General features: G+C 71.3%; 24 protein-coding genes. 10 read left to right on the forward strand and 14 right to left on the reverse strand.

What is annotated here, in order from left to right:
- Positions 1–321: 321 nt before the first annotated feature.
- The 5 genes from GEV28_RS17560 to GEV28_RS17580 form a co-directional block, all read right to left on the reverse strand.
- Positions 322–1,749, reverse strand: coding sequence for an alpha/beta hydrolase (locus GEV28_RS17560; protein WP_291413156.1), 1,428 nt, complete (start codon positions 1,747–1,749; stop codon positions 322–324).
- A 96-nt stretch (positions 1,750–1,845) separates the two neighbouring features.
- Positions 1,846–2,790 (reverse strand): alpha/beta fold hydrolase, encoded by a 945-nt coding sequence (locus tag GEV28_RS17565; protein WP_291413157.1) that lies wholly within the window; start codon positions 2,788–2,790, stop codon positions 1,846–1,848.
- 30 nt (positions 2,791–2,820) lie between these two features.
- A complete protein-coding gene (locus GEV28_RS17570) occupies positions 2,821–3,372 on the reverse strand; it encodes a phage holin family protein (RefSeq protein WP_291413158.1) in 552 nt (183 codons plus the stop codon).
- Between the two features lie 37 nt (positions 3,373–3,409).
- Positions 3,410–4,600 (reverse strand): Na+/H+ antiporter NhaA, encoded by a 1,191-nt coding sequence (nhaA, locus tag GEV28_RS17575; RefSeq protein WP_291413159.1) that lies wholly within the window; start codon positions 4,598–4,600, stop codon positions 3,410–3,412.
- 70 nt (positions 4,601–4,670) lie between these two features.
- Complete coding sequence (locus GEV28_RS17580) at positions 4,671–5,384, reverse strand: VIT family protein (protein ID WP_291413187.1); 714 nt, start codon at positions 5,382–5,384, stop codon at positions 4,671–4,673.
- A gap of 103 nt (positions 5,385–5,487) precedes the next feature.
- Between GEV28_RS17580 and GEV28_RS17585 the strand changes: the two genes are divergently transcribed.
- Positions 5,488–6,249, forward strand: coding sequence for a hypothetical protein (locus tag GEV28_RS17585; protein WP_291413160.1), 762 nt, complete (start codon positions 5,488–5,490; stop codon positions 6,247–6,249).
- A 54-nt stretch (positions 6,250–6,303) separates the two neighbouring features.
- Here GEV28_RS17585 and acs read toward each other — a convergent pair whose 3' ends face one another.
- Entirely contained in the window at positions 6,304–8,295 is a 1,992-nt protein-coding gene (gene acs, locus GEV28_RS17590) for an acetate--CoA ligase (RefSeq protein WP_291413161.1), read from the reverse strand.
- 134 nt (positions 8,296–8,429) lie between these two features.
- On the opposite strand from acs, the gene GEV28_RS17595 reads away from it, so the two are divergent.
- The gene (locus GEV28_RS17595; RefSeq protein WP_291413162.1) at positions 8,430–9,164 is read left to right on the forward strand and encodes an oxidoreductase; all 735 of its coding nucleotides are present in this window, start codon (positions 8,430–8,432) and stop codon (positions 9,162–9,164) included.
- 147 nt (positions 9,165–9,311) lie between these two features.
- Here GEV28_RS17595 and GEV28_RS17600 read toward each other — a convergent pair whose 3' ends face one another.
- The 8 genes from GEV28_RS17600 to GEV28_RS17635 form a co-directional block, all read right to left on the reverse strand.
- Complete coding sequence (locus GEV28_RS17600; protein WP_291413163.1) at positions 9,312–10,067, reverse strand: alpha/beta hydrolase; 756 nt, start codon at positions 10,065–10,067, stop codon at positions 9,312–9,314.
- Positions 10,068–10,142: 75 nt separating this feature from the next.
- A complete protein-coding gene (locus GEV28_RS17605; protein ID WP_291413164.1) occupies positions 10,143–11,066 on the reverse strand; it encodes an N-acetylmuramic acid 6-phosphate etherase in 924 nt (307 codons plus the stop codon).
- An 18-nt stretch (positions 11,067–11,084) separates the two neighbouring features.
- Positions 11,085–12,002, reverse strand: coding sequence for a MurR/RpiR family transcriptional regulator (locus tag GEV28_RS17610; protein ID WP_291413165.1), 918 nt, complete (start codon positions 12,000–12,002; stop codon positions 11,085–11,087).
- A 178-nt stretch (positions 12,003–12,180) separates the two neighbouring features.
- Entirely contained in the window at positions 12,181–13,941 is a 1,761-nt protein-coding gene (locus tag GEV28_RS17615; protein WP_291413166.1) for a serine hydrolase, read from the reverse strand.
- Between the two features lie 249 nt (positions 13,942–14,190).
- The gene (locus GEV28_RS17620; protein WP_291413188.1) at positions 14,191–15,462 is read right to left on the reverse strand and encodes a DUF1343 domain-containing protein; all 1,272 of its coding nucleotides are present in this window, start codon (positions 15,460–15,462) and stop codon (positions 14,191–14,193) included.
- Positions 15,459–17,297, reverse strand: a complete 1,839-nt coding sequence (locus GEV28_RS17625; protein WP_291413167.1) for a glycoside hydrolase family 3 protein — start codon at positions 17,295–17,297, stop codon at positions 15,459–15,461. The genes GEV28_RS17620 and GEV28_RS17625 overlap by 4 nt, the downstream gene beginning before the upstream one ends.
- 49 nt (positions 17,298–17,346) lie before the next feature.
- On the reverse strand, positions 17,347–17,484 hold the full coding sequence (locus GEV28_RS17630) for a hypothetical protein (RefSeq protein WP_291413168.1): 138 nt from the start codon (positions 17,482–17,484) through the stop codon (positions 17,347–17,349).
- 495 nt (positions 17,485–17,979) lie between these two features.
- Positions 17,980–18,795 (reverse strand): HAD-IB family hydrolase, encoded by an 816-nt coding sequence (locus GEV28_RS17635; RefSeq protein ID WP_291413189.1) that lies wholly within the window; start codon positions 18,793–18,795, stop codon positions 17,980–17,982.
- 449 nt (positions 18,796–19,244) lie between these two features.
- Here GEV28_RS17635 and ssd point away from each other — a divergent pair, with 449 nt between their 5' ends.
- The 8 genes from ssd (at position 19,245) to GEV28_RS17675 (ending at position 25,230) form a co-directional block, all read left to right on the forward strand.
- The gene (gene ssd / locus GEV28_RS17640; RefSeq protein WP_291413169.1) at positions 19,245–20,348 is read left to right on the forward strand and encodes a septum site-determining protein Ssd; all 1,104 of its coding nucleotides are present in this window, start codon (positions 19,245–19,247) and stop codon (positions 20,346–20,348) included.
- Positions 20,349–20,684: 336 nt separating this feature from the next.
- The gene (locus GEV28_RS17645) at positions 20,685–21,839 is read left to right on the forward strand and encodes a TadA family conjugal transfer-associated ATPase (protein WP_291413170.1); all 1,155 of its coding nucleotides are present in this window, start codon (positions 20,685–20,687) and stop codon (positions 21,837–21,839) included.
- On the forward strand, positions 21,833–22,630 hold the full coding sequence (locus tag GEV28_RS17650) for a type II secretion system F family protein (protein WP_291413171.1): 798 nt from the start codon (positions 21,833–21,835) through the stop codon (positions 22,628–22,630). The genes GEV28_RS17645 and GEV28_RS17650 overlap by 7 nt, the downstream gene beginning before the upstream one ends.
- Entirely contained in the window at positions 22,627–23,340 is a 714-nt protein-coding gene (locus tag GEV28_RS17655) for a type II secretion system F family protein (protein WP_291413172.1), read from the forward strand. Before GEV28_RS17650 ends, GEV28_RS17655 begins: the two co-directional genes overlap by 4 nt.
- Before the next feature lie 47 nt (positions 23,341–23,387).
- The gene (locus tag GEV28_RS17660) at positions 23,388–23,591 is read left to right on the forward strand and encodes a DUF4244 domain-containing protein (RefSeq protein ID WP_291413173.1); all 204 of its coding nucleotides are present in this window, start codon (positions 23,388–23,390) and stop codon (positions 23,589–23,591) included.
- A complete protein-coding gene (locus tag GEV28_RS17665; protein WP_291413174.1) occupies positions 23,591–23,971 on the forward strand; it encodes a TadE family type IV pilus minor pilin in 381 nt (126 codons plus the stop codon). The genes GEV28_RS17660 and GEV28_RS17665 overlap by 1 nt, the downstream gene beginning before the upstream one ends.
- Complete coding sequence (locus GEV28_RS17670) at positions 23,968–24,549, forward strand: Rv3654c family TadE-like protein (protein WP_367115118.1); 582 nt, start codon at positions 23,968–23,970, stop codon at positions 24,547–24,549. Before GEV28_RS17665 ends, GEV28_RS17670 begins: the two co-directional genes overlap by 4 nt.
- A 51-nt stretch (positions 24,550–24,600) precedes the next feature.
- Complete coding sequence (locus GEV28_RS17675; protein WP_291413175.1) at positions 24,601–25,230, forward strand: bifunctional DNA primase/polymerase; 630 nt, start codon at positions 24,601–24,603, stop codon at positions 25,228–25,230.
- The last annotated feature ends 78 nt before the right edge of the window (positions 25,231–25,308 follow it).

Here is a 25,308-nt window from a genome sequence, read left to right on the forward strand (position 1 = left end):
CACTAAGCAGCTCACGCTGGCACCGCCATCCAGTGGGCGATGGATCAGTCCCCGCTGGTGCCCTCCGGCCAGGCCGTCGGGGATCGCGGGTCACAATTAGGTCACCAAATGTGACTTCGCCTTCGCGACCCGCGAGTCCAACGCTCGCGACCCGCGAGTTCGGACACTCGCCGCGAACGGTGAACTCGCCGATCCCGCACGTTGACCTTGCGGGTTCAGGGCGTGTGCCGGAGCGGGGGACTCGCGGGTTCTGGGTGTTGGACTCGCGGGATCCCGCGTCCGGCCGGTGATCAAGAAGGGCGAGCCACGGCCGTCGGTCCGCTACCAGGCGGTCGTCATCGGCACGGCCGGGCAGTGCGTGCCGCGCCTCGGCGGCTCCAGGTCGACCAGGTACCGGCTCGTCGCCGCCAGCGTGCAGGCGCTGCGGTCGATCACCCCGTGTCCCCAGCCCTCGTAGGTGAGCAGCACCCCGCGGGGGATCTGCCGCGTCACGTTCTTCGCCCACGAATAGGCCGTCGCCGGGTCGTGCAGCGAGTTCAGCACCAGGATCGGCGGCGCGCCGTCGATGTCCAGCCGGTGCTGCGGGTTCGGCACCGGCGCCGGCCACGACGCGCACATCGACACCGGCAGCCACGCGAAGTGCGTCCGCAACGTCGGCGCGGAACGCCTCTGCTTCTTCCACAGCGCGAGCCACTCCCGCTCCGACGAGATCGGCATCCGGTGGTCGGCACAGAACGCCGCGAGCGGGAAAGGCGCGACGTCCGCGGTTTCTCGGGCCGCGACCGCCGACCCACCGTCGGCCAGCGACCTCAGGTACGCGGCCGCCTCCGGCCACCGGGGCCCGTAGAAGAAGTTCACCGTCCGGGTGACCAGCTCCATCGGCGCCACCAGCCGCCCGGACCCGTCCGGCGCGGGCAGCTCACCGGCCACCGACCTCCGGTACAGCGCGTCGTACACCTCGTGGACGTCCCGCCCGTGCAGCACGCAGTCCGCCGACGCCGAGCACCAGGAGGCGAACTCGTCGAACGTGTCCTGGCCGGTCGCCGCCTCGGTCTCCAGGAACCGCGCCGGCGACAGGCTGTGGTCGAACACGCTGTCCAGCACCAGTGCCCGCACTCGCGACGGAAACCGCTCCGCGTACATCTGCCCGGCGAGCGTCCCGTACGACCGCCCGTAGAGCGACAGCTGCCGCTCGCCCAGCGCGGCGCGGATCGCGTCGATGTCGCGCGCGACGCTCACGCTGTCCACGTGGTCGACGAGCGGACCGGTGTGCTCCCGGCAGCTCGCGCCGAGCGCCCGGCTGTACGCCGACACCTGCGCGAACGTCGCCCCGCCCTCCGGGTTGCCGTCGGGCGGGCTCGCCACGAGGTCCGCGTCGCACACGACCGGGTGGCTGCGGTTGGTGCCGCGTGGGTCGAAGCTCACCACGTCGAACTTCGCGGCGAGCTCCGCCGGCACCGGCTCCGGTCCGAGCAACCGGTTGACGCCGGAGTCACCCGGGCCGCCGGGCAGGAAGAACAACGTGCCGATCGGGTTCGCGGCCGCCCTGCGCGCGACGGCGACCTCGATCGAGCCGCGTGACGGTCTTGACCAGTCGATGGGCACGGTCACCGTGGCGCACTCGACGTCCGCGTTCTCCTGGCACGGCCCCCAGTCCGGCCCGGGCGACGCGACGGCCGTGGCCGTGCCCGCCAGCGTGGCGCCCACCGCGACGGCGGCGAGCAGCGCGGTTGTTCGGAGCAGTCTCATCCGATTCCCTCCGGCATCCCTGTGGATCTCCCGGAGTCGAGTATGGTTCGCCGCCCCGAGCCGGCGGCTCCGGGAAAACCCTGAGATGGCCCCGAACTACGGGGTCGAGGTGAGGAGCTCGGTGAGCGCGCGGGTGGTCGCCGCGGGCGCTTCCTGGTGCGGGAAGTGGCCGATCCCGTCCAGCAGCCGGGTGGTGACCCGGCCGTGTGCCCAGCCCGCGGACGCGCGGACGGTGCCCGGCAGGATGCACGGGTCGGCCGCGCCGGAGAGCTGCAGCACCGGCACGGTGATCTCGCGCTGCATCGCCTCGCTGAACCGCCTGCCCTCGCCGCGCAGCTGTGCGCGGACCGCCCAGCGGTAGTACTCGAGCGCGCTGTGCGCGGCGCCGCGCACCAGCATGGCCGAACGAAACCGTTCCGCGACGTCGTCGAATCCCGGTTGGACAGTCCACTCCGGACCGGACCAGCGGCGCATCAGGGTCTCGACCGTGGCCGCGTCGTCGCGGGTGAGCCAGCGTTCCGGCGCGATCGGCAGCTGCGCGCGGAAGACGTGGCCCAGCGCGCGGGCCTGGTTGGTGGGCTTGCGGTGCAACGCGGTGCGGCGGATCTCGCGGCGCAGCGCCAGCGGATGCGCGGCCGACACGGAGCTGACCGAGCGCACGAGACGCGGGTGCATCGCGGCCACCGTCCACGCGAGCATGCCGCCCCAGGCGTGGCCGACGAGGTGCGCGTTGGGCTCGCCGAGCGCCTTGACCAGGCCGCCGACGTCACCGGCGAGCGTCCACGCGTCGTAGCCGCGTGGCGGCTTGTCCGAGTCGCCGTAGCCACGCAGGTCCACCGCCACCGCGCGGAACCCGGCGTCGGCGATCGCGGTGAGCTGGTGGCGCCAGGTCCACCAGAACTCGCAGAAGCCGTGCAGCAGCAGGACGAGCGGGCCCTCGCCGGTCTCGGTGACGTGCAGCCGGATGCCGTTGGCGTGCACGTCCCGGTGCACCCAGGGCCCGTCGATGCGCACGGTCGACGGGTCGGGACGGGGGCGCACGGCGGCCGCGGTGCTCAGCGGACCGGCCGATCAGACACGGCGCACGGCGTCACCCGAGGTCGGCACGGGCGCGGTCTCGGCCTCGCCGTTGTCGCCGCCGTTGTCGCCTCGGTGTCGCAGGACCGCCGCGGTGTCCTTCACGGTCTCGATCGTCCGTTTCGGCGCCCGCACCGACCTGACCTTGCGCCATCCCCGGAACGCGAAGAACAGGATCAGGACGAAGATGAAGGCGAAGATCATGAGGAAGCCGAACCACGGGTGGTCCTCGAAGTCGAACATGTCGTTGATGCCCAACCCGAGCGCGATCAGACCGAACGGGATGAACAGCAGGAGCAGGACCAGCGCGAGGATGAAGTAGATGCTCCCCGTGAGGCCCTTCTTGACCTCCTTGGTGACCTCCGACCTGGCCAGCTCGACCTCGGCTCTGACCAGCGTCGACAGGTGGGTGGTCGCGTCCTTGACCAAGTTCCCGATCGACTGGTCGCCCGCGCCGGTCGTCTCGTCGGACAGCGGGATCGACGGGACCCGCGGCAGCCCCGCTCCGTTGCCGTTGTTGTCGTGCGCACTGGTCACGTGCGCCATCGTGCCATGTGCCGATCAAACGAGCTGGCCGGGCGGGTTATTCGGCGGGTTCCTCGCGGGCACGGCCGCGGCGCAGCAGCATCACGGCGGCGAGCAGCGCGGCGATCACCGACGCGACGAGCACCGCGCCCTTGGCCAGCTCCATGTCCACGCCGTCCAGCGCGAGGTCGGCGAGCAGCAGGCTCACCGTGAACCCGACGCCGCCGAGCATCGCCACCGCGACGAGGTCCCGCCTGCCGAGCCCGGACGGCATTCTGGCGATCCGCAGGCGGACGGCCAGCAGCGACGAACCGACGATGCCGACGAGCTTGCCGACCACCAGCCCGAGCATCACCGCGAGCGCGACCCGGTCGGTGAAGAGCTGCCCCAGGGTGTCCGCGGTGACCGGGATGCCGGCCGCGAACAACGCGAACAGCGGTACCACCAACCCGGCCGACCACGGCTGCAGCCGGTGCTCGAGCCGCAGGCACGGCGACTCGTCCTCGTCGGGATCCGCCCGCACCCGGGTCAGCAACGCGAGCGCGACACCGGCGATCGTCGCGTGCACCCCGCACGCGTGCACCGCCATCCAGGTGCCGAGCGCGATCGGCACGTACAGCCACGCCGTGCGGACCCGCCGGTGCTGCAGGAACCAGTACAGCGCGAGCAACCCGACCGCGGCCGCCGCGGCGAGCAGGTCGAACGTGCCGGTGAAGACGATCGCGATCAGCAGGATCGCGCCGAGGTCGTCGACGACCGCGAGGCTCAGCAGGAACACCCGCGCGCTGCTGGGCATACCCGAGCCGGTCAACGCGAGCACGCCGAGCGCGAACGCGATGTCCGTGGCGACCGGGATCGCCCACGCGTCGGCGATGCGCGGGTCGCCCCAGCCGACGCCCAGCGCCACGACCACCGGCACGACCATGCCGCCGAGCGCGGCGATCACGGGCAGCAGCGCGTTGCGCAACCGGGACAGCTCGCCGATCACCAGCTCGCGCTTGAGCTCGAGCCCTGCGACGAAGAAGAACAGTGCGAGCAGGCCGTCCTTGACCCAGTCGCCGACGGTGAGGTTCAGGTGCGGCCCCGACGGGCCGAGCTCGGTGTCGCGCAGCGTGCGGTAAGACTCGGACCAGGGGCTGTTGACCCACAGCAGCGCCACCGCGGTGGCGGCGAGCAGGATCGTGCCACCGACGGTCTCGGTGCGCAGGTACCGGGCGAACTCGCCGACGGCGGGAATGCGTCGGGTCATGGGCGTCCTTTCGGCATCACGGACTCGATCGTGCTGCCGACCAGACTTCCCGGCGCTCCAAGACCTGATCTTAACCCGTTGTGACGCCGAACAGGAGGCCGACGAGGTAGGTCACGACCATCGTCAGCGCGCCGACCCCGACGTTGCGCGCCACCGCGCGGCCGATCGGCGCGTTGCCCAGCCGCGCGCTGAGCCAGCCGGTGACCACGAGCCCGACGACCACCGCCGCCGCGCACGCCGACACCCGCAGGCTCACCGGCGGCAGCGCGATCGCGATCAGCGGCAGCAGCCCGCCACAGGTGAACGCGACGAGCGACGCCCACGCCGCGTGCCACGGGCTCGTGAGCTCGTCCGGGTCGATACCGAGCTCCGCCTCGGCGTGTGCCTCGAGCGCGTCGTACTCGGTCAGCTCGCGGGCCACCTCGGCGGCGAGCTCGGGGGAGAGGCCCTTGTCCTCGTAGATCCCGGCGAGCTCGCGCTCCTCGGCCTCGGGCATGGTCTCGAGCTCGTAGCGTTCGAGGCGAAGCGCGGCCTGCTCGGTGTCGCGCTGGGTGCTGACCGAGACGTACTCGCCGCCGGCCATCGACAGTGCGCCGGCCACGAGGCTCGCGACCCCCGCGATCATGATGGCGGTCCGGTCGGTGGTCGCGCCGGCCACCCCGACCACGAGCCCGGCCACCGACACGATGCCGTCGTTGGCGCCGAGGACCCCTGCGCGCAGCCAGTTCAGCCGCTCGCCGAGGCTGGTGTGATGCGGCTCGCCGGTGTGCGCCGCACCGTGCATATTCGCGGGCTCTTCGGCACCCAGCTCGGTCATTCGCCCATTGAACTACCGTGCGCAAACTGTGGCAGCATGACTCCAACTGTCACGGCGTCGGGGAGCCTAGATGAAGAAGTGGATCTTCTGCCTGGTCGTCGGCCTGGGCCTGCTGGCATTCGGCGCCGCCGTGAACGGCAACGACAAAACGGTCCGCTGCGACGGGCAGCTGATGCAACCCAGCGATGTGTGCGAGTACCGCACCCGCGGCGGTGACGTCACGTCCAGCGAGACGTACGACGAGGTCAAGGCCGGCAACGAGAGCGCGCGGCGCACCTTCGACACCTGGGGCCGGTGGGCCCTGCTGGGCGGCGGCTTGGCCCTGACCGGCCTGGGCGTGTGGGGCATCGTGCGGACGCGCCGGCGCCGGAAGGCCCAGGATCCGACCACAGCCGACCTGTTCCTGCAGCAGCAGGCCGCACATTCCGGAGCCGGGTACACACAGCCGCCGCACACGCCGCCACATGGCCAGGACCCGCCGCAGGCCCAGTACCCACCCCAGGCCGTCCAGCAGCCCGGCCCGCCCGCACAGCAGCCCCGCTACGGGCCGGGGCAGCAGCCTCAGCCCGCACAGCAGGCCCGGTTCGGGCCGGGGCAGCAGCCTCAGCCCGCACAGCAGGCCCGGTTCGGGCCGGGGCAGCAGCCTCAGCCCGCCCAGGCCGTTCCGCCGTGGCCGCCCCAGCAGGCGCCCATGCCGCCCGGTCCGCCGCCACCGGTCGGCACACCGGGCTACGGCACCCACCCGTGGGGCTCGGCCCCACCGCCGCCGCCACCTGGACCGCACCCCAATTTCGGCCCGGGAGCCGACGAGGACCTCACCGAACGCTACTGACGAACGAACGGCGGCCCCGGCTACAACCAGCCGGGGCCGCCGTTCGTCACGGTGTCACTCGTCCGAGCCGCCGCCCTTGTTCAGGCCGGCGGAGATCAGGTCCATCACCGCGGAGTCGGCGAGCGTGGTGACGTCGCCGACCTGCCGGTTCTCCGCCACGTCCCGCAGCAGCCGGCGCATGATCTTGCCCGACCGCGTCTTCGGCAGCTCGGCCACGACCAGGATCTGCCGTGGCTTCGCGATCGGCCCGATCTCCTTCGCCACGTGGTCGCGCAGCTTCTTCAGTGCCTCCTCGCCGGACGCCTCGTCGGACGGAACGCCGCCGCGCAGGATCACGAACGCCACGATGCCCTGCCCGGTGGTCGGGTCGGTGGCGCCCACGACCGCGGCCTCGGCCACCGTCGGGTGCGACACCAGCGCCGACTCGACCTCGGTGGTGGAGATCCGGTGCCCGGACACGTTCATCACGTCGTCGACCCGGCCGAGCAGCCAGATGTCGCCGTCCGCGTCGTACTTCGCGCCGTCACCGGCGAAGTAGTAGCCCTGGTCGGCGAAGCGCGCCCAGTAGGTCTCCCGGTACCGCGCCTCGTCGCCCCAGATGCCGCGCAGCATCGCCGGCCACGGCTGGTCGAGCACCAGGTACCCGCCGCCGCCCTTGCCGACCTCGTTGCCCTGGTCGTCGACGACCTTGGCGGAGATGCCCGGCAGCGGCGTCTGCGCCGATCCCGGCTTGGCAGCGGTCACGCCGGGCAGCGGGGAGATCATGATCGCGCCGGTCTCGGTCTGCCACCAGGTGTCCACGACCGGCGTCCGGTTGGCGCCGATGTTCTCCCGGTACCAGATCCACGCCTCCGGGTTGATCGGCTCGCCGACCGACCCGAGCACCCGAAGCGACGACAGGTCGAACTTCGCCGGGATGTCGTTGCCCCACTTCATGAACGTGTGGATCAGCGTGGGCGCCGTGTAGTAGACCGTCACCCCGTACTTCTGGATGATCTCCCAGTGCCGGCCCTCGTGCGGGGTGTTCGGCGTGCCCTCGTAGACCACCTCCGTGACGCCGTTGGCGAGCGGCCCGTAGACGATGTAGCTGTGCCCGGTCACCCACCCGATGTCCGCGGTGCACCAGTACACATCCGCGTCCGGCTTCACGTCGAACACGGTGCGGTGCGTGTACGCGGTCTGGGTGAGGAAGCCGCCCGAGGTGTGCAGGATCCCCTTCGGCCGCCCCGTCGTGCCCGACGTGTACAGGATGAACAGCGGGTGCTCGGCGTCGAACGCCTCGGGCTCGTGCGTGTCCGGCTCGTCGTCGACGACGTCGTGCCACCACAGGTCGCGACCCTCGGTCCACTCGACGTCGGTGCCGGTGCGGCGCACCACGAGCACGTGCTCGATCGTCGGCGTCCGGGCGACGGCCTCGTCCACCGCGGCCTTGAGCGAGGCCGGCTTGCCGCGCCGGTACTGGCCGTCCGCGGTGATCACGAGCTTGGCCTGGGCGTCGTCGATGCGCGAGCGCAGCGCCTCGGCGGAGAACCCGCCGAACACGACGCTGTGCGTGATGCCCAGCCGCGCGCAGGCGAGCATCGAGAAGATCGCCTCGGGCAGCATCGGGAGGTAGATCGCGACCCGGTCGCCGGCCTCGAGGCCCAGCGAGAGCAGGGCGTTCGCGGTCTTGGCGACCTCACGCTGCAGCTCGGCGTAGGTGATCGTGCGGCCGTCGCCGGGCTCGCCCTCCCAGTGGATGGCCACCCGGTCGCCGTTGCCGGCCTCGACGTGCCGGTCGACGCAGTTGTAGGCGACGTTGAGCTTCCCGCCGACGAACCACTTCGCGAACGGCGGGTTCGACCAGTCGAGTACCTGGTCCCAAGGGGTGTCCCAGTGCAGCTGGCCGGCCTGCTCGGCCCAGAACGCGTCCCGATCGGCCTCTGCCTTGTCGTAGAGGTCCGCCTTGGCGTTGGCCTGCTGGACGAACTCCGCACTCGGCGGGAACGTCCTGCTCTCGGTGAGCAGGTTGTCCAGCGTCGGGCCCCGGCCGGGCTGCTCTGTCATGATGCGGATCCTCCTCGACCCAGGGATGAAGTTGCTCGCCCTGTGCTATCACACGCGACGACCGGGCGCATAGAGGTCCAGACCACTGATCGGGACGCCCCACGAGTGGATGTCACCCGGTAAGGTCCGGTGCCGTGACTGACCCGCTGGCGCCGTTGCTCGAGCTGCCCGGGGTGGACGACGCGGTGCGCGCCGCCCGCGATGCGGTGGACGAGGTGCACGGCCACCCGGCCAACCGCCGCGGCTGGCCGGCGACCGCGGCCGAGGCGTCGGTGCGTGCCGCGCGGGCGTCGGCCGCCCTCGACGGGGGCGACCCGGAGATCCCCGCCGCCGGTGAGGTCGACGAGCCGCATCTCGCCGGAGCGCTCCGCATCGCCGAGTCGATCGGCACGCTCGTGCCGATCTGGCAGCGCGCGCCGATGCAGGCGTTGGCCCGGCTGCACGTGCTGGCCGCGACGGAGCTGGTGAGCGACGAGAAGCTGGGGCGGCCCCGGCCGAGCCGGGGCGTCACCCGCCGGCTGGACATCCTCGGCGACCTCGTGGCGGGCGGCACGTCGGTGCCCGGCGCGGTGCTGGTCGCGGTCGTGCACGGCGAGCTGCTCGCCTTGTCCGCGTTCGGTACCGCGGACGGCGTCGTGGCGCGTGCCGCGGCCCGGCTGACGACGATCGGCACCGGACTGGACCCGAAGGGCCTGATCGTGCCCGAGGTGTTCTTCCTGCGCCGGCAGGACGGCTACCGCGCGGCGGCGGCCGGCTTCGCCACCGGGACCGACGAGGGCCTCGCCGAGTGGATCGTGCTGTGCTGCGACGCGGTCGTGGCCGGCGCTCGCGAGGCGACGAGCATCGCCGAGGCGGCGCTGGCGCGCTGACCTCGGCATTCAGCAGACTTCCAGTCCTTTTCGTCCGGGTCCGCGCATCATTGGTGGTGCGAGTCCCCCTTCCTCGCTGTGTAGTTGGGATCCCCACGGAGCGGGCCGAGATTCCTAGCGTCTCGGCCCGCTTCCCCTGTGTGGCGGTCAGTCCCGCGTCGGCGTCTCGTCGAGGAACGGCTCGACGAGCGGCAGCACCAGGTCGGCCCGCCGGGTGAGGTCCATGTGCGTGGTGCCCGGCAGCACCGCGAGCCGCGAGTCCGGGATGTGCTGCCGCATCTCGGCCGCGTGGTCGACCCGCACGAAGTCCGTGTCCCCCACGACGATCAGCACCGGCGACGCGACCGCCCCGAGGTCGTCGGCCGACCAGTCCAGCTTCTCCGGCAGCGCCGAGGCCTTGGCCATGAACACCTCGAAGTGCTCCGGCACGGGCGCGACGGCCAGGTAGGCGTCGCGCATCGCCGCGAAGTCGGCCTCGGTGGGCAACCGCTTGGAGTGGGGATCCAACGCGAAGACCTCCGGGTGGTACCCGTCGGCCCGGAAGTGCACGCCCGCGACGACGAGTCGCCCGGCCCGCTCCGGGTACGCCATGGCGACCTGCAGCGAGACGAGCCCGCCCAAGGAGAACCCGAAGAAGTCGGCCTTCTCGATGCCGAGCTCGTCGAGCAACCCGACGACGTCGCCGGCGAGATGGGAGAGCTCGAAGGGTCGCTCGGTGTCCGCGGTGTGCCCGTGCCCCTGCAGCTCGACCGCGATGACCCGCCGCGTCCGCGCCAGCGCCGGCAACACGGCCGCGAACGTGAGGTCGATGGTGAGGAGCCCGCCGTGCAGGAGCACCAGCGGCTCACCCGAGCCGTGGACCTCGTAGTAGATGTCCAGGCCGTTGACGTGCGCATAGCTCATGGTGCGGTCTCCGTTCGCGGTGGGTGCCCGACACTCACGCGTCGAACGAGGACCGCGCCGATCGACACGGCAGGGTCAGACAGTCGCACCCAGCGTCAGGAGGGCCTGCCGCACGTGGCCGTCGGCGGCCGCCAGCGCCGCTGCCGCCCGCGCGGAGTCCACTCCGGACAGGAGGTGGACCAGGGCCACCTTCAGGTCGCCCCGGGCCTCGTCCAGGGCCTCGGAGCACTCGTGGAGGTCCTGGCCCGTCGCCTCGCGGAGGATGCGCAGGGTGCGACCGCGCAGCTTCGCGTTGGTCGCGCGCATCGACACCATCAGGTTCGAGTAGGTCCGGCCCAGCTTGACCATCACGGCCGTCGAGAACGCCGTGAGGACCAGCTTCTGCGCGGTGCCGGCCTTCATCCGGGTGGAGCCGGCGACCGCCTCGGGGCCGGTGTCCACCTCGATCAGCACGTCGATGTGGTTGAACCGGGTCGCGTGCGGGTTCGAGAACACGAGCCCGGTGCGGGCGCCGAGCGCCCCCGCCGCTCGCAGCGCGCCCAGCACGTACGGGGTGCGGCCGGACGCGGTGAGCCCGAGCACGAAGTCGCCCGGTGACGCGTCGCGGGTGAGCTCCGCGGCGCCGCCCTCCTCGTCGTCCTCGGCGTCCTCCACCGAGCTCCGCAGCGCCCTGGTCCCGCCGGCGTGGTGGACGACGAACCACTCGGCCGGCGCGTTGTACGTCGGCGCCAGCTCGGCGGCGTCCAGGGTCGCCATGCGGCCGGACGTGCCGGCGCCGACGTAGTGCACCCGGTGTCCGGTGCGCAACGCCTCGGCTGCCAGGTCGACGGCCGTGGCCAGCGCCGGCAACGCGGCCGCCACCGCGTCCGGCACCAGGCGGTCCTCGGCGTTGATCGATCTGAGGAGGTCGAGGGTGGACAGCTGGTCCAGGTCGGTCGTGCGCGGGTTACGCCGCTCGGTCGGCGAGTCGACGTGTACGGCCTGGCGCGGCACTGTCATGTTTGTCTCCCCCAAGGATCACTTGCCGGTCTCTCGCGCCTTGCGGCGACCGTCGTGGCGGGTCTCCAGCCGATGCGAGCCCACCGCGTCCCGGGTTTCGTCCAGCGCCTTCATCGAGTCGGTCAGGTGTCGCTGGGCCACCCCGATGAACAGGCAGTCGATGACCGTGAGCTGGGCGATGCGGCTGGCCATCGCGCCGGAGCGGAAGGTGGTCTCCCGCGCGGCGGTGGTCAGCACCAGGTCGGCCACCTCGCTGATCGGCGCGGTGGGGAAGTTGGTCAGCGCCACGGTCGTCGCCCCGGCCCGCCGGGCCTCGCGCAGCGCCTCGACGGTGTCCTGGGTCGCGCCGGTGTGCGAGATGGCGAACGCGACGTCGCCCTCCCCGAGCACCGCCGCCGAGGTCAGCATGATGTGGGTGTCGCTCCAGGCGAAGCTGATCCGGCCGATCCGGTGCAGCTTCTGCTGCAGGTCGGCGGCCACGAACGCGCTGGCGCCGACGCCGTAGACGTCGACCCGGTTGGCCCCGGCCAGCGCCGTGACCACCTTCTCGAGGACGTCGATGTCGAGCTGGGCGGCGGTCTCCTCCACCGCGCGGGCGTCGGCGAAGGTGACCTTGCCCACGACGCTCGCCAGCTCGTCGTCGGGGGCGATCTCGCCGCCCAGGTCACGCTCGGCGTGAACCTCGGATCGGGCGGTGTCCGCGGCCAGGGCGATGCGCAGTTCGGGGTAGCCGCCGACGCCGATGGCCTTGCAGAACCGGGTGACGGTGGTCTCGCTGGTACCGGCCTCCTCGGCGACCTCGGTGATGCTTCGACGGGCCACTGTGGAGGGGCTGTCCAGAACCACTTTGGCCACGCGCTGCTCAGCGCGGGCCAGACCGGGCAGCAGCGACCGGATACGAACCAGGGGACTTGACTCAGTGTGTTGTGTGGTCATGGCACTCGCGCTCACGTGGGAAACTTACTAACCGGCAGGTGGGTCAACAAGACGGCAGCCGCTGTCTTGGGACAACGCTACCCAACAAAGGCGGAAAATTCAGATGTCGTGGTGCTTGCTCAACATCGGAATCGACGGTCAGGGGCAGGTTGTTAGCGTTTCAACCAGTTTTTCAATCTCATCGTGATCTGAGCTGCCAGCCGTCTGCCTGCACTTTGTGGGGTTCTTTCTCACCGTTGAGGAGCGTTTGAACACTGTCCGTGATGGCGAGCCCGTCGAGGGATATTCCCCGCCCGGTGTACCGGGCGTCGGTAGTGAACCGCCAGCGCAGCGTGATCTCCGCAGCGTGCGGTAGTTGCGCACGCACCTTCCACCAGTCCCGGTGGCCCGATCCGGACAACGACGTGACCGTTTCGTCCGGTGCGCCGCGGCCCGAGACGGACAGCGGGACGGCCGTCCAGGTGGTCCCGTCCGTGCTCGACTCGAGGACCAGGAGGTCCGTCGACTCAGAGTCGACGAATGCGTCGAAGTTCACCCGTACGGGGCCCGTCGGCCGCAGGGGGAGGGTCGTCAGCGTGGCCTGTGACGCGTCCCCGATGCCGGTGTACCACGCGTCCCGGCCGCGCTTGGGCCGGACCGCGAGCGACTTCGCCAGACCGGTGCAGAGGACCTCGCGCGCGAGGTTGATCGAACCCCAGCTGCGGCTCGGGTGCACCCGGTTGGTCAGCAGGATCGCGAACGACCGCGACGCCGGGTCGATGACCACGTCGGTGCCCGTGTACCCGGTGTGCCCGGCCGTGTGCGCCCCGGAGAGCCCGCCCATGTACCAGATCTGGTTGAGCTCGAACCCGTAGCCGTGGTCGTCGCCGGGGAAGGCCTCGTTGTGGTTGTCGATCATCGCCTGAACGGTGTCCGGGCGCATGATCCGGTGCCCGCGGTAGGTGCCGCCGTTGAGGATCGTCTGGGCCAGGATCGCCATGTCGTTCGCGGTGGAGAACACCCCCGCGTGCCCGGCGACGCCGCCGAGTGACCAGGCGTTCTCGTCGTGCACCGAGCCGCGCACCATGCCGCGCGGCGGCGTGGTCTGGAACTCGGTGGCCGCGATCCGGTCGAGCTTCTCGGCCGGCGGGTTGTATCCGGTGTCGACCATGCGCAGCGGGCCGGTGATCCGTTCGGCGACCACCTTGTCCAGCGTCTTGCCGGTGAGCCGCTCGACCAGGACGCCCAGCGTGATCAGGTTCAGGTCCGAGTACTCGTAGTTCGTGCCGGGTGTGGTGCGTGGCGCGACATCCATCACGGCCTTGATCCGCGACGGCGGGTCCGGGTACGCCGACCACAGCGGCAGCCACGACACCAGCCCCGACGTGTGCGTCAGCAGCTGGCCGACGGTGATCGACTCCTTGCCGTTCACACCGAACTCGGGCAGGTAGGTCGCCGCGGGCGCGTCGACGTCGATCTCGCCCCGCTCCGCCAGCTGCATCACGAGGATCGAGGTGAAGAGCTTCGACACCGAGGCCATGTCGAAGATGGTGTCGGTGCGCATCGGCACCTTGTCGGCGTCCGGCAGCTCGGTGCCCGCGCCGTCGGCGTAGCGCACCGCGTAGCCGGCCGTCTCGCGGCTGACGACCACGCCGTCGTGGGCGAGCAGCGTGACCGCGCCGGAGTACAGCGGGTGGTCCGTGTTCGGCGTCGGGTGGGTCCGGGTCCACCCGTCGATGCGGCCCAGCGCCTCGTCGATGGGTGCCGGATCCAGCCCGACCGAGCGCGGCGAACCGTCCCGCAGCACGGTTCTCGGCGACGCGAAGCCCTGCTGGGGCCGGTCGAACCGGCCGGTCGGGTCGCCGCCGTGCGGCTCGGCGCTCACCGCCGCGCCCGCCGTCGTGGTGACGGTGCTGAGCACGGCGAGCAGGGCAACGGATAACACGCTTCGCCTGAACATGGCCACCTCGAAGTAGTCACTGAGTCTGTGGCGACCAGCGTGTTGTGGTCATCTCGACTGCCGCCAATTCCGACTTTTCCATCACTGAGTTTTATGGCGACCAGCGCGCTGACGCGATCGCGCCGGCAGGGCGGTTCCGGCGCACGATCACGCCGGCGGTGCTCCGGTGCCCTGCCACCGCGATCGCGTGCCTTCGGCACAGAGCGCGCTCCGTGGTCATCTCGACTGCCGCCAATTCCGACTTTTCCATCACCTGTAGATGAGATACCGCTCCCGCAGCTTCGCGAAAGCCGTGAGCTCGCCCCGCCAGGCGCCGATCACCTCGTCGACCCCGGCGCCCGCGTCGACCATCAGACGCAGCCGGTCGGAGCCGGAGAGCTTGTCGATGTAGTTGTCCGGCCGCCAGCCGAACACGTCCGGATGCGCCTGCTTCGCGGTGACGATCATGGTGACCGCCGTGCGGATGGCGTCGAAGCGGCGCTCGTCGGTGATGTGCACCTGGACCCCACCGCAGGTCTCGTTGACCCATTTGGAGAACGTCGGTGCGAAGTAGTGCTCGCGGAACCGCACACCGGGCAGCCGCGCCGCGTTGAGCGCCTCGGCCCAGTGCCAGTCGATGCCGGGCGCGCCGATGATCTCGAACGGCCGGGTGGTGCCGCGGCCCTCGGACAGGACGGTGCCCTCGAACAGGCACGTGCCGGGGTAGGCGAGCGCGGTGTGCGGGGTGGGCATGTTGGGGCTGGGCAGGACCCACTGCAGGCCGGTCTCGGAGAACAGCTCGTCGCGCCGCCAGCCGCGCAGCCGCACGACCTCGAGGCTCTCCAGCCGCCCGCCCGCGTCCGCGGTCAGGAACTCCGCGTCGAAGAGCCTGGCCAGCTCGCCGACGGTCATGCCGTGCTGCTGGACGATCGGCTTGCGGCCGACGCCGGAGGAGAACGCCGGGTCCAGCATCGGGCCCGCCGGCTTGCCACCGACCGGGTTGGACCGGTCGAGCACCACGACCGCCGTGCCGGTGAGGACCGACGCGTGCATCGCCGTGTACATGCTCCAGATGTAGGTGTAGAAGCGCGAGCCGACATCGGCGATGTCGAAGACGAGCGTGTCGATGGCGGACTTGGTGAACAGCCCCGCGAGCTTGGTCGCGGTGGCGCCGTATGCGTCGTAGACCGGGACCTGGGTGCGCGGGTCGAGATAGTCGCCCTCGGAGCCGCCCGCCTGCGCGGTTCCGCGGAAGCCGTGCTCGGGCCCGAACACCGCGGTCGGCGTGACGCCGGCGGCCACCATCGAGTCGACGATGTGGGTCTGGTCGCGCAGCACGCCGGTGGGGTTGGTGAGGACACCGATCTTGTGCCCGCGGAACTTGCTCCAGTCGTCGGCCGCCAGCAGGTCGGCCGCCGGGGTCACGCCGCCGCCGTGTCCTTGGGTCGTCGGCTCCGTGGCGGCCGGGCCCGCGGCCGCCACGGTCAACGCGGGGGCCGCCAGTGCGGATGCCGTCAGGAAACGTCGTCGGTCCATGCTCACCACGTCAATCCGGTGCCGAACGGGTACAGGACGGTGTTGGGGTCGTCGCCGGTCGGGATGTCCACCGGGAGCGTGCCCTTGGGGGAGACCTCACCGAAGAGGACCTTGGTCAGCGACTCCATCGCGTTGGCCCGCCAGCCGTAGGTGGCGACCCAGGTCGGCGCGTCGACGAAGCCCGCGTCGTAGGGGATCTGCGAGGCGACCGCGACCACCGGCTTTCCGGTGGCGAGCAACGCGTTGACGAGCGCGCGCTGCTGCAGCCGGCCGCTGAGGTTGTTGGTGAGCACGACGACCAGGTCGGCGCCGTTGGCCGCGGTCACCGCCCGGTCGATCGTCGCCTGGTTGGGGTTCAGGCCGGTCGGCAGGGGAGTCGCGTCCGCGCCGCGCTCGTCGATGCTGGCGGCGAGCCACTCGGGGCTGCGGTGGGTGAGCCCGGAGGTCGTGTCGCCGATGCCGGTGACCAGCACGTTGGCCGGCACGTCGGCGATCGGCAGGAGGCCCGCGTCGTTGCGGACCACGGTCGTCGTGCGGTCCATGATCTGCTGGATCTTGGCGACGTTGGCCGGGGTGCCGACGATCTTGTCGACCTTGTGCTCGTTGACGAACGGGCTGGTGAGGATGCCGCGCTTGAGCTTGAGCAGCAGGATCCGCAGGACGCTCTCGTCGATGCGGCGCTCGGTCAGCCTGCCGCTTTCTACGGCGGCCTTGACCGAGTCGATGGCGAGCTGCAGGTCCGGTGGCATGAGGAGCTGGTCGACGCCGGCCTCGAGGGCCATCACGGGGATCTCCTCGGGCGGGAAGACGTTGGCGCCGCCCATGCCCAGCGCGTCGGTGACGATCACGCCGCGGTAGTGGAGCTCGTTGCGGAGCAGCCCGGTGAGGATCGGCTTCGAGAGCGTCGCGGGCACGCCGGTCGGGTCGAGGCTCGGGACCTCGATGTGCGCGGTCATGATCGAGTCGATGCCGGCGTCGACCGCGGCCTTGAACGGCGGCAGGTCGAACTCGCGCCACTCCGCCTCGGTGCGGTCGATGTTCGGCAGGCCGGTGTGGCTGTCGGTCTCCGCGTCACCGTGGCCGGGAAAGTGCTTGGCGGCGGAGGAGACGGTCTCGGAGAGCCGGCCGCCTTCCTGGTAGCCGTCGATCTCGGCGGTGACGAGCCGGCTCGCGAGGTCGGGGCGGGAGGAGAAGGAGCGGGCGCCGATCACCGGGTTCAGCGGGTTGGAGTTGACGTCCGCGACCGGGGCGAAGTTCTGGTTGATGCCCATCGCGCGAAGCTCGCGGGCGTTGATCGTGGCAACGGTCTTGGCGTCGGCGGAGCTGCGCCCGGCGCCGACGGCCATGCTCGCGGGGAACTCGGTGGCCGGCGACTCCAGGCGGGTGACGTTGCCACCCTCCTGGTCGATGGCGACGATCAGCGGTAGGTGGGTGTTGTGCTTCACCGCGGCGCGCTGCAGGCCGTTGGAGAAGGCGGCCAGCTGCTCGGGGTTGTCGACGTTGTCCGTGCCGCTGTTGTTGAAGTAGATGACACCGCCTACGCCGAACTTCTCGATGACCTGGGCAGGGGTGTCCACGCCGTAGTTGGCCTGGTTGGTGGGATGCGCCTCGTTCGCGGACTTGCCCCACACGGAGACGACGAACAGCTGGGCGATCTTCTGGTCGAGCGACATGCCGTGCATGTGCGCCTTGGCCTGCGCGAGCGCGGCGGCATCCGCGCCCCGGTTCGAGGCCTGCGGGTTGCCGGACACGGCGGCTTGGCTCACCCCGCTAACCATTGCCGAGCTGGCGACCACGGCGATCGCGACGGACAGACTTCGACGGGCTGAAGTACGAGACATGGGCACAACGGCCTCCCTGGCCGGCCAGCAGGGGTCACTCCGTAACCTCTTAACCGAGAACAAGCTGCACCGGTAAGTTACCCACGCCAATGACCGCGGGCAAGCAGGCGTTCGGCTCAAAAAGCATGCCGCGAGGATCGCCAACGCCGAAGGCGAGGCGAACGCCGAAGCCGAACTGCTGGTTCATCCGGTACCAGCCACGCTGGGTCGGGAGGAGCCCGCACCGTGGGGGTCTGGGGGGTCGCCCCCCAGAAACTGAACTGGGCGATCCCGGTCCGCGCAGTCCGCGGACAGGGATCGCCCAATCGCCCAGCACAGAACGCTCGGGTTACCAAGCGTGCAACAGTGTCGTACCTACCTGGCCTCGGCGTCCGGCGTCCCGGTACGCAGTCCCTTGACGACATGCCTCCCGCGGCTGGCTGCGCGTGGGTGCCCGGTGTTCTGTGCACGGAGCCCCACCGGGGTGGTCGAAACTTCTCTTCCGCTTCGGCCCTGGCCGATCGGGAGTCCGTATGTCCTTTCTACCCAGTGATGGAGGTCACTTCAAGACCACAGTCGGGTGCACCGTTTCAGAGCCTGTCAGGTGTCGACGAATACGGTCCGTGAGCGTATTGTGTGGCCTCTTTCCGCAGCTCATAAGTGGTGCGGTCGCGGGCTGGTACCGCCACACGGGTGGTGCTGTTCACCGCTTGCGCCGGCGATGGATCCCGTACCAGGTTGCCCCCGCGGTGGCGATCGCGCCGAGGCCGATCGCGGTCACCGCGACGGCCGTGCCGGACGGCGCGTGGAACCGGGAACGCAGCGACACGGGCTTGGTGAACTCGAGGATCGGCCAGCCGCGTTCGAGGGCCAGTGCGCGCAGTCCCCGATCCGGGTTGACCACGGTCGGGTGGCCGACGGCCGCCAGCATCGGCAGGTCCGTGATCGAGTCGGAGTAGGCGTGGCACGCGGCGAGGTCGTAGCCGCGCTCGGCGGCTATCTCCTTGATGGCGCTGGCCTTGTGCTCGCCGTAGCAGTAGAACTCGATCTCGCCGGTGTACCGGCCTTCCGCGGCCACCATGCGGGTGCCCATGCTGTGGGTGGCGCCGATCATCTCCGAGATGGGCGCGACGATCTCCTCGCCGGACGCGGACACGATCACCACGTCGCGGCCCTCCGCCTTGTGGTCGCCGATCAGCTCGGCGGCCTCGGCGTAGACCAGCGGATCGACGATGTCGTGCAGGGTCTCGTCGACGATCGAGCGAACCTGGGCCACGTCCCAGCCGGTGCACAGGGCGGTGAGGTGGGCGCGGATGCGTTCGACCTGGTCGGCGTCCGCGCCGGAGGCCGCGAAGACGAACTGCGCGTAGGCGCCCTTCAGCACGGCGCGCCTGTTGATCAAACCGTTCCGGAAGAAGGGCCGGCTGAACGCCAGGGTGCTCGACTTGGCGATGACGGTTTTGTCCAGGTCGAAGAACGCGGCTGCCCTGGAACGGTCATCGGTGGCCTCAACAGGCATTTCACGGCGCGCTGTCACCTCGTCAGCATAGGAGCGAAGTGCGGTGTTGGACGGACTTCGCCAAGGCTCAGACATCCGATGTCTGACGGGTTTGGCGCCGGTTCGAGCAAGTTGCAACCACGACGTGGAAGTGACGGGATACAGTGGTGGCGTCCGGCTTTTGCCGGGCGGGTTCAGCTCGACCCCCCGGAGCTGAACCTTTGACGACCCCCGTCCCTCCCCCCTGGCGGGGGTCGTCCCTAACTACTCGGTCCCGGTCGGAAACAAATGCGCGAGCATAACCGCGCCCACCGACAGATCTCCCTCGTCGAGCCCCTCCCGGCGCGAGTTGTCCACAACGCACCCAGCTGTCCACATGTTGATCTTGGTGCGTTGAACGGTCCCCGAAGCCGGGCGATCGTGGTTCTGCGGCACGAGAACCGCCGCGACCACGACCGCTCAAGGGGGGCATGGTGGACCCGAACCGCCCGGTGGCCTTCGTCGAGGACGAGGACCTGCTCGACGACGTGCTGAAGCTGGCCGCAGCCGCCGGCTGTGACCTGGAATGCGTGCCCGACGCGGCCGCCGCTCGCTTGCGCTGGTCGACAGCGCCACTGGTACTTCTCGACGCGGCAGGCGCCGAACACTGCGACAACGCGGGCCTGACCCGCAGGGACTCGGTGTTCCTGCTGGCCGCCGAACCGGCGTCGAAAGCCTTGTGGGAACGAGCGGTGGAGATAGGCGCCGAACGCGTCATCGAGCTCCCCGGCGCCGAGGCCTGGCTGGTGAGCGCGATGGCCGACGCGACAGAAGCCCCCGCCCCGACAACGGGCCGCGCTCTCGCGGTCCTGGGTGGCCGGGGCGGCGCGGGCGCGTCGGTCTTCGTGGCGGCCCTGGGTCTCACCGCGCTACGCATCGGCCAAAGCGCACTACTGATCGACTGCGACCCGCTCGGTGGCGGTCTCGACCTGGTCCTCGGCGCCGAGTCCGAACAAGGCCTCCGCTGGCCCGACATGCACCTACGCGCCGGTCGGGTGGCGGCGTCGAGCCTCCACGACGCCCTCCCGAGCAGAACCAGAGGCACAACAAGACTCACTGTGCTGTCCGGCGCCCGCAAAGGCACAGCCCCCGCCCCGGACGCGGTGGCCGCAGTCCTGGAGGCCGGCCGCCGGGCGGGTGAAACCGTCATCTGCGACGTGCCGAGAGCTCTGGAACCGGCGGCCCAAGCCGCCCTGAGCCGAGCCGACCTGACAGTAGTGGTCGTCCCCGGCGAGGTAAGGGCCTGCGTCTCGGCCCGCCTACTGGTCGAACGCCTCACGGAGCTGGGCACCAAGCCCCACCTCGTAGTCCGAGGCCCGTCCCCGGGCGCCCTTCACCCGGACCAGGTGGCGAAAGCCGTGAACGCGCCCCTTCTCACCACGATGCGCCCCGAGCCCAACCTCGCCCACTCCCTCGACCGCGGCGACTTCACCCCACGCCCGAAAGGCCCCCTGGCAACCGCCGCCAGAACCACCCTCACCGCGTTGGCCGACCAACCCCTCCGCACGACCCGAATCCTGCGAGCAGCCTCATGACCGCCACATGCAGCGGCGAAGCGGCCGCTGCCGCCCCTTACGTACTCGGCCCCGACAACCAGAGCCGACATCCACGGCCCCACCCGCCGCTGCCCATCGCCATCAGCCGCGAAGCCACAGCCGACGCGTCAACCTTGCGAGCCATGTCATGACCGGCCTGACGCCCTTCCCCATGCACCGAGTCCACCCCGGCCGCCTGCGAGCGCCCGCGCGGAGCCAACGGCCGCCTGCGCGCTGCCCCGCGTCCGCGACCCCGTGCCCCACCTACCCGAACGCGCCGAGGGCCTGCGACCCCTGCGCCGCCCAACGTGTCCCGACCGACCTGCGAGCGGCGTCATGAACGCCTCGGACAACCTCGTCGGCAGGGTCCGCAGCCGGCTCGCCAGCAGCGGCACCGAGATCACCTCGGCCGTCGTCGCGCGGGCCGTTCGCGAGGAGGCCGGCGGCATCGTCGGCGACGCCGACGTCCTCGACGCTCTCCGCCTCATGCGTCAGGAGTTCGTCGGCGCCGGGCCGCTCGACCCGCTGCTCCGCGCCGACGGCACCACCGACGTCCTCGTCACCGGACCGGACCAGGTCTGGCTCGACGGCGTCGGCGGCCTCCGCCGCACGGACGTCACCTTCCCCGACGAGGACGCCGTCCGTCGTCTCGCCCAGCGGCTCGCCCTCGCCTGCGGCCGCCGGCTCGACGACGCCCAACCGTTCGTCGATGCCTGGCTACCGGTCGGCGCGCTCGGGCGCATACGCCTGCATGCGGTCCTGCCGCCCGTCGCCGCCGACGGCACATGCCTGTCCCTGCGCGTACTCCGGCGCGCCGGCCACGACCTCGGGTCCCTTCACCGGCTCGGCACCTTCGACCAACGCACCCACCGACTTCTCGGAGCCGTCGTCGACGCCCGGCTCGCCTTCGTCGTCACCGGCGGCACCGGCGCCGGCAAGACCTCACTGCTGAGCGCCCTCCTCGGCCGCGTCTCCCACCACGAACGCATCGTCACCGTCGAGGACGCCGGCGAGCTTCAACCCGACCATCCCCAGTTCGTCCGGCTCATCGCCCGCCCACCCAACGTCGAAGGCGCCGGCGAGGTCACGCTCGCCGACCTCGTCCGCCAAGGCCTGCGCATGCGACCCGACCGCATCGTCGTCGGCGAGGTCCGCGGTGCCGAGGTGTGCGACCTGCTCACCGCACTCAACACCGGCCACGACGGCGGCGCCGGCACCGTCCACGCCAACTCCCCGGCCGAGCTCCCCGCCCGCATGGAGGCGCTCGCCGCGCTCGGTGGCCTCTCTCGCGACGCTCTGCACAGCCAGCTCGCGGCCGCCTTCCAGGTCGTGCTCCACATGCGCCGCCACCCGGACGGCACCCGCCGCCTCGACGAGGTCGGTGTCCTCGAGCGAACCGCCAACGGCGTGCAGGTCGTCCCCGCGTGGCCCCAGGACAAAGCCGTCCTCGGTGAGCTGCTCGAAACACGGGAGGTCGAGCCGCCATGGTGAGCCTGCTCTGCTGCGCGCTGGCCCTCCTCACCTGGGCCGGCTCTCCCGCCGCCACCCGACTCCGCAACCTCGACCTCGTCGGGACGCGCCACCACCGGCGGCTCGGCCCGCCTCGCCCCAGCTCGGTCACGCTCACCACCGCGGCGGCCGTCGCCGGATGGCTCATGGCCGGCGTCGGTGGCGCCATCGCCGCGGCTCTCGCGACCGTCACGGTCTGGCGTCGCTGGCGAGCCAGGGGACAACTGCACCGCTCCCTGTCCGCCATCGACGGGCTCACCGAGGCGCTCCGCTCGCTCGTCGCCGGACTGCGGGCCGGCGCCCACCCGGCCGAGGCCGCCGAAGCAGCTGCGGCGGACGCCCAACCGCACGCCGCCGCACCGATGCGAGCCATCGCCGCCGCGGCGCGACTCGACGGTGACGTCCAACGCGCGCTCGACGGCACGCAAACGCTTGCCGGCGTCCTGGCCAGGGTGTCGAGAGCGTGGGCGCTGGCACAACGCCACGGGCTGCCGCTCGCCGACGTCCTCGACGCGGTCGGCCGCGACCTCGACCAGCGCGTCCGGTTCGCCCGCCAGGTCCTCGCCCGGATGGCCGGCCCGCGCACCAGCGCCACCACCCTCGCGTTGCTGCCCGTCCTCGGCATCGGGCTCGGCGAGGCGATGGGCGCCCACCCACTGCGCGTGCTGACCGGCCCCGGGCTCGGCCAAGTGCTGCTCGTCATCGGCATCGCCCTGCTGTGCGCGGGGGTGGCTTGGTGCGGCCGGCTCACGGGCCAGGTGGTGCCGTCGTGAACCCGAACAGCATCGCGCTGGTCCTGCTGGCCGCGGCGGTCCCGCTCTGGTCCAGGGCCAAGCTGCCAGGTCTGCGGCTGGCCAGGCTCGGTGGCGCCCGCCGCGCTCGGCCCGGCCTCGGCCCGAAGGCACCGCGGATCGCCTTGGCCGCCTCGCTCGGCGCGCTGACCGCAGTGGTGACGGGCTTGCCGGAGGGGCTGTTCGTCGGCGCGATGGTGGCCGTTGCGGCCTGGTGGCTCGCTCGCCGCCTGACCCGCGGCGCGACCACCCAACCCGACCCGCTCACCCTGGCCGCGACGTGGGACCTCCTCGCCGCTTGCCTCCGCGCCGGCCTGCCGGTCCCCACTGCGGTCACCGCCATCGCCGACGATCTGCCCTCCGACGCCACCAGGGCGTTGCGGGCGACCGCCGACCTGCTGGCCATGGGTGCGGACCCGATCGATGCCTGGACGCCGGCGATGAACTGCCCGCACACGGCGGCCCTCGCTCGCGGCGCGCGGCACACCGCCCGTTCCGGCACCGCGCTGGCCGACGTGGTCGGCACGCTCGCCACCACCGTCCGCGATACGGCGAGCGACGCCGCCGAGGCGCGAGCGCAGCGAGCCGGCGTGCTGATCGCCGCACCGCTCGGACTGTGTTTCTTACCCGCCTTCGTCTGCCTCGGCATCGTGCCGATCATCGCCGGCCTGGCCGGCAGGTTGTCGCTCTGAACCCAGAGACCCATAGATCCAGAGACCCATGGACAAGGAGAACCCGAATGTTCCCCCACCGGACCCCGCTCCCCCTCCACCCACGCCGGGACTTCCTGCTCGGCGACGACGGAATGAGCACCGTCGAGTACTGCGTCGGCCTGGTAGCGGCCGCGGCCTTCGCGATGGTGCTGTACGCCATCGTCAGCGGCGCCGACGTGCTCGCGGCAGTGACATCGATCGTCCAGCGAGCCCTCACGGTGGACATCTGATGCCCCCGACCAGGCGTGGCCGCCGAAAACTCGACCGGGACGGTGGTGCGGTCACCGTCGAGGCGGCGATCGCGCTGGCCGGCTTCGTGGCGGTGCTCACGCTGGCGCTGGGTGCCATCTCGGCAGCCATCGACCAGCTGCGATGCATCGACGCGGCCCGAGAGGCGGCCCGCCTGGTCGCGAGGGGCGAACCCGACCGCGCCCGAGCGGTGGCCGAGGAGATCGCCCCCGGCAACGCGGCGATCGCCATCACCGTGGAGGACGACACCATCCAGGTCGACGTGCGAGCCGCCCCGGTCAACGGCCTGCTCCCCGGCCTCGACCTCCATGCCGAGGCCTACGCCATCGCCGAACCCGCCGCCACCGAGGCGAACCCATGACCCGACCAGGTGTTGCCCGGGCGGCAAGGATCGCGAGGCTGCCCGGCGGAAGTGATGACCGGGGAGCGGCCACGGTCTGGGCGGCCGGCGCCATCGCGGCGCTCCTCGTGGTCAGCATGCTCGTCGTCTCGATCGGGGCGGCGGCCGCGACCCGGCACCGGGCCGAGGGCGCGGCCGACCTCGCAGCCCTGGCCGCGGCGGGTGCGGCCGTCGAGGGGGAGCGGGCGGCGTGCGGCAAGGCTCGCTGGGTCACCGACCGGATGCGCGTTCAGCTGCAGGGCTGCCGGCTGGACGGATGGGACGCGCTGATCGAGGTCGTCGCGGTGCCGTCCGGCGTGCTGGACGGTTTCGGCCCGGCAAAAGCCCGTGCCCGGGCCGGACCTGTTGAACAGCCTGCCAACCCGGGCGAACGGTCGTCCGCGCACGGTAAACGGCGTTTCCCGGTGCCCGGTGCCTCCGACGACCGGCACATCGAGCTTCAGTCGTGCCTATCCCGTTATTCGCTCACCGTGTCACAACGACCAGTTGTCGACTGCAAGTTACGTCCGGCCGTGGTCGTGCCGTTACATAAGCCGTAGGGCACCTCGCGGACAGCGGGCGCCCGAAGTACAAGGAGGCAAGCACCCGACATGTTGGAAATGGATTGGTCGGATAGCTGGCGCAGGGCATTCCGCGTCGAGCTGCGCGCAACGGCCATCGGCCTCGCGTGGCGCGGATGGCCGGTGCTGCCAGGCACCTATCCGGCTGGCTCGCACTGGGCGGGCCGCGAGGGCATCGAGAACACCGGCCCGCACCCCGTGCACCAGGACTGGCAGGAGCGCATCGGCACCAAGCCGGAGCAGGTCGCCACCTGGTGGAGCGGCCGGCCCTACAGCGTCCTTCTCGCCACCGGCGTGACCCTGGACGCCATCGAGGTTCCCGGCCACCTGGGCCGGGGCGCCGCACGTGTTCTGCGCACCGTCGGCCTGCCGGTGCCGATCATCGCGACGCCGGACGACCGCTGGACCTTCCTGGTCCAAACCGGACAGAAGCTCGCCAGCTCGCTCGCCGAGCACGACGACGTCGTCCTCCACACCGAGGGCAGCTACGTGGCGCTGCCGCCGACCCCGATCCAGCACGGCGTCGTCCACTGGCGGGTTCGTCCGGAGGTCTGCGGCTGGCAGATGCCCGTGTCGAGCACCGTGCAGGACGCGCTGGTCGACGCGCTGGCCGCCGACGCGACCTACGCGCGGACGACCGGCCTGGTCGCCGCGGACTGACACGTCAAGGGATGAGTGGGATGCGCTCAGCAGTACCCGTGTACCAAGCCTCGCCGGGGGCACCCTCCCGGCTCGCCC

The sequence above is a fragment of the Actinophytocola sp. genome (assembly GCF_009379765.1).
GTDB lineage: Bacteria > Actinomycetota > Actinomycetes > Mycobacteriales > Pseudonocardiaceae > Actinophytocola.

Coding starts and splice junctions, on each gene's coding strand:
- GEV28_RS17560 (WP_291413156.1), bottom strand. CDS start 1,749: ATGAGACTGCTCCGAACAACCGCGCTGCTCGCCGCCGTCGCGGTGGGC.
- GEV28_RS17570 (WP_291413158.1), bottom strand. CDS start 3,372: ATGGCGCACGTGACCAGTGCGCACGACAACAACGGCAACGGAGCGGGG.
- nhaA (WP_291413159.1), bottom strand. CDS start 4,600: ATGACCCGACGCATTCCCGCCGTCGGCGAGTTCGCCCGGTACCTGCGC.
- GEV28_RS17580 (WP_291413187.1), bottom strand. CDS start 5,384: ATGCACGGTGCGGCGCACACCGGCGAGCCGCATCACACCAGCCTCGGC.
- GEV28_RS17585 (WP_291413160.1), top strand. CDS start 5,488: ATGAAGAAGTGGATCTTCTGCCTGGTCGTCGGCCTGGGCCTGCTGGCA.
- acs (WP_291413161.1), bottom strand. CDS start 8,295: ATGACAGAGCAGCCCGGCCGGGGCCCGACGCTGGACAACCTGCTCACC.
- GEV28_RS17600 (WP_291413163.1), bottom strand. CDS start 10,067: ATGAGCTATGCGCACGTCAACGGCCTGGACATCTACTACGAGGTCCAC.
- GEV28_RS17605 (WP_291413164.1), bottom strand. CDS start 11,066: ATGACAGTGCCGCGCCAGGCCGTACACGTCGACTCGCCGACCGAGCGG.
- GEV28_RS17610 (WP_291413165.1), bottom strand. CDS start 12,002: ATGACCACACAACACACTGAGTCAAGTCCCCTGGTTCGTATCCGGTCG.
- GEV28_RS17615 (WP_291413166.1), bottom strand. CDS start 13,941: ATGTTCAGGCGAAGCGTGTTATCCGTTGCCCTGCTCGCCGTGCTCAGC.
- GEV28_RS17625 (WP_291413167.1), bottom strand. CDS start 17,297: ATGTCTCGTACTTCAGCCCGTCGAAGTCTGTCCGTCGCGATCGCCGTG.
- GEV28_RS17630 (WP_291413168.1), bottom strand. CDS start 17,484: ATGAACCAGCAGTTCGGCTTCGGCGTTCGCCTCGCCTTCGGCGTTGGC.
- GEV28_RS17635 (WP_291413189.1), bottom strand. CDS start 18,795: ATGCCTGTTGAGGCCACCGATGACCGTTCCAGGGCAGCCGCGTTCTTC.
- ssd (WP_291413169.1), top strand. CDS start 19,245: ATGGTGGACCCGAACCGCCCGGTGGCCTTCGTCGAGGACGAGGACCTG.
- GEV28_RS17645 (WP_291413170.1), top strand. CDS start 20,685: ATGAACGCCTCGGACAACCTCGTCGGCAGGGTCCGCAGCCGGCTCGCC.
- GEV28_RS17650 (WP_291413171.1), top strand. CDS start 21,833: ATGGTGAGCCTGCTCTGCTGCGCGCTGGCCCTCCTCACCTGGGCCGGC.
- GEV28_RS17660 (WP_291413173.1), top strand. CDS start 23,388: ATGTTCCCCCACCGGACCCCGCTCCCCCTCCACCCACGCCGGGACTTC.
- GEV28_RS17665 (WP_291413174.1), top strand. CDS start 23,591: ATGCCCCCGACCAGGCGTGGCCGCCGAAAACTCGACCGGGACGGTGGT.
- GEV28_RS17670 (WP_367115118.1), top strand. CDS start 23,968: ATGACCCGACCAGGTGTTGCCCGGGCGGCAAGGATCGCGAGGCTGCCC.
- GEV28_RS17675 (WP_291413175.1), top strand. CDS start 24,601: ATGTTGGAAATGGATTGGTCGGATAGCTGGCGCAGGGCATTCCGCGTC.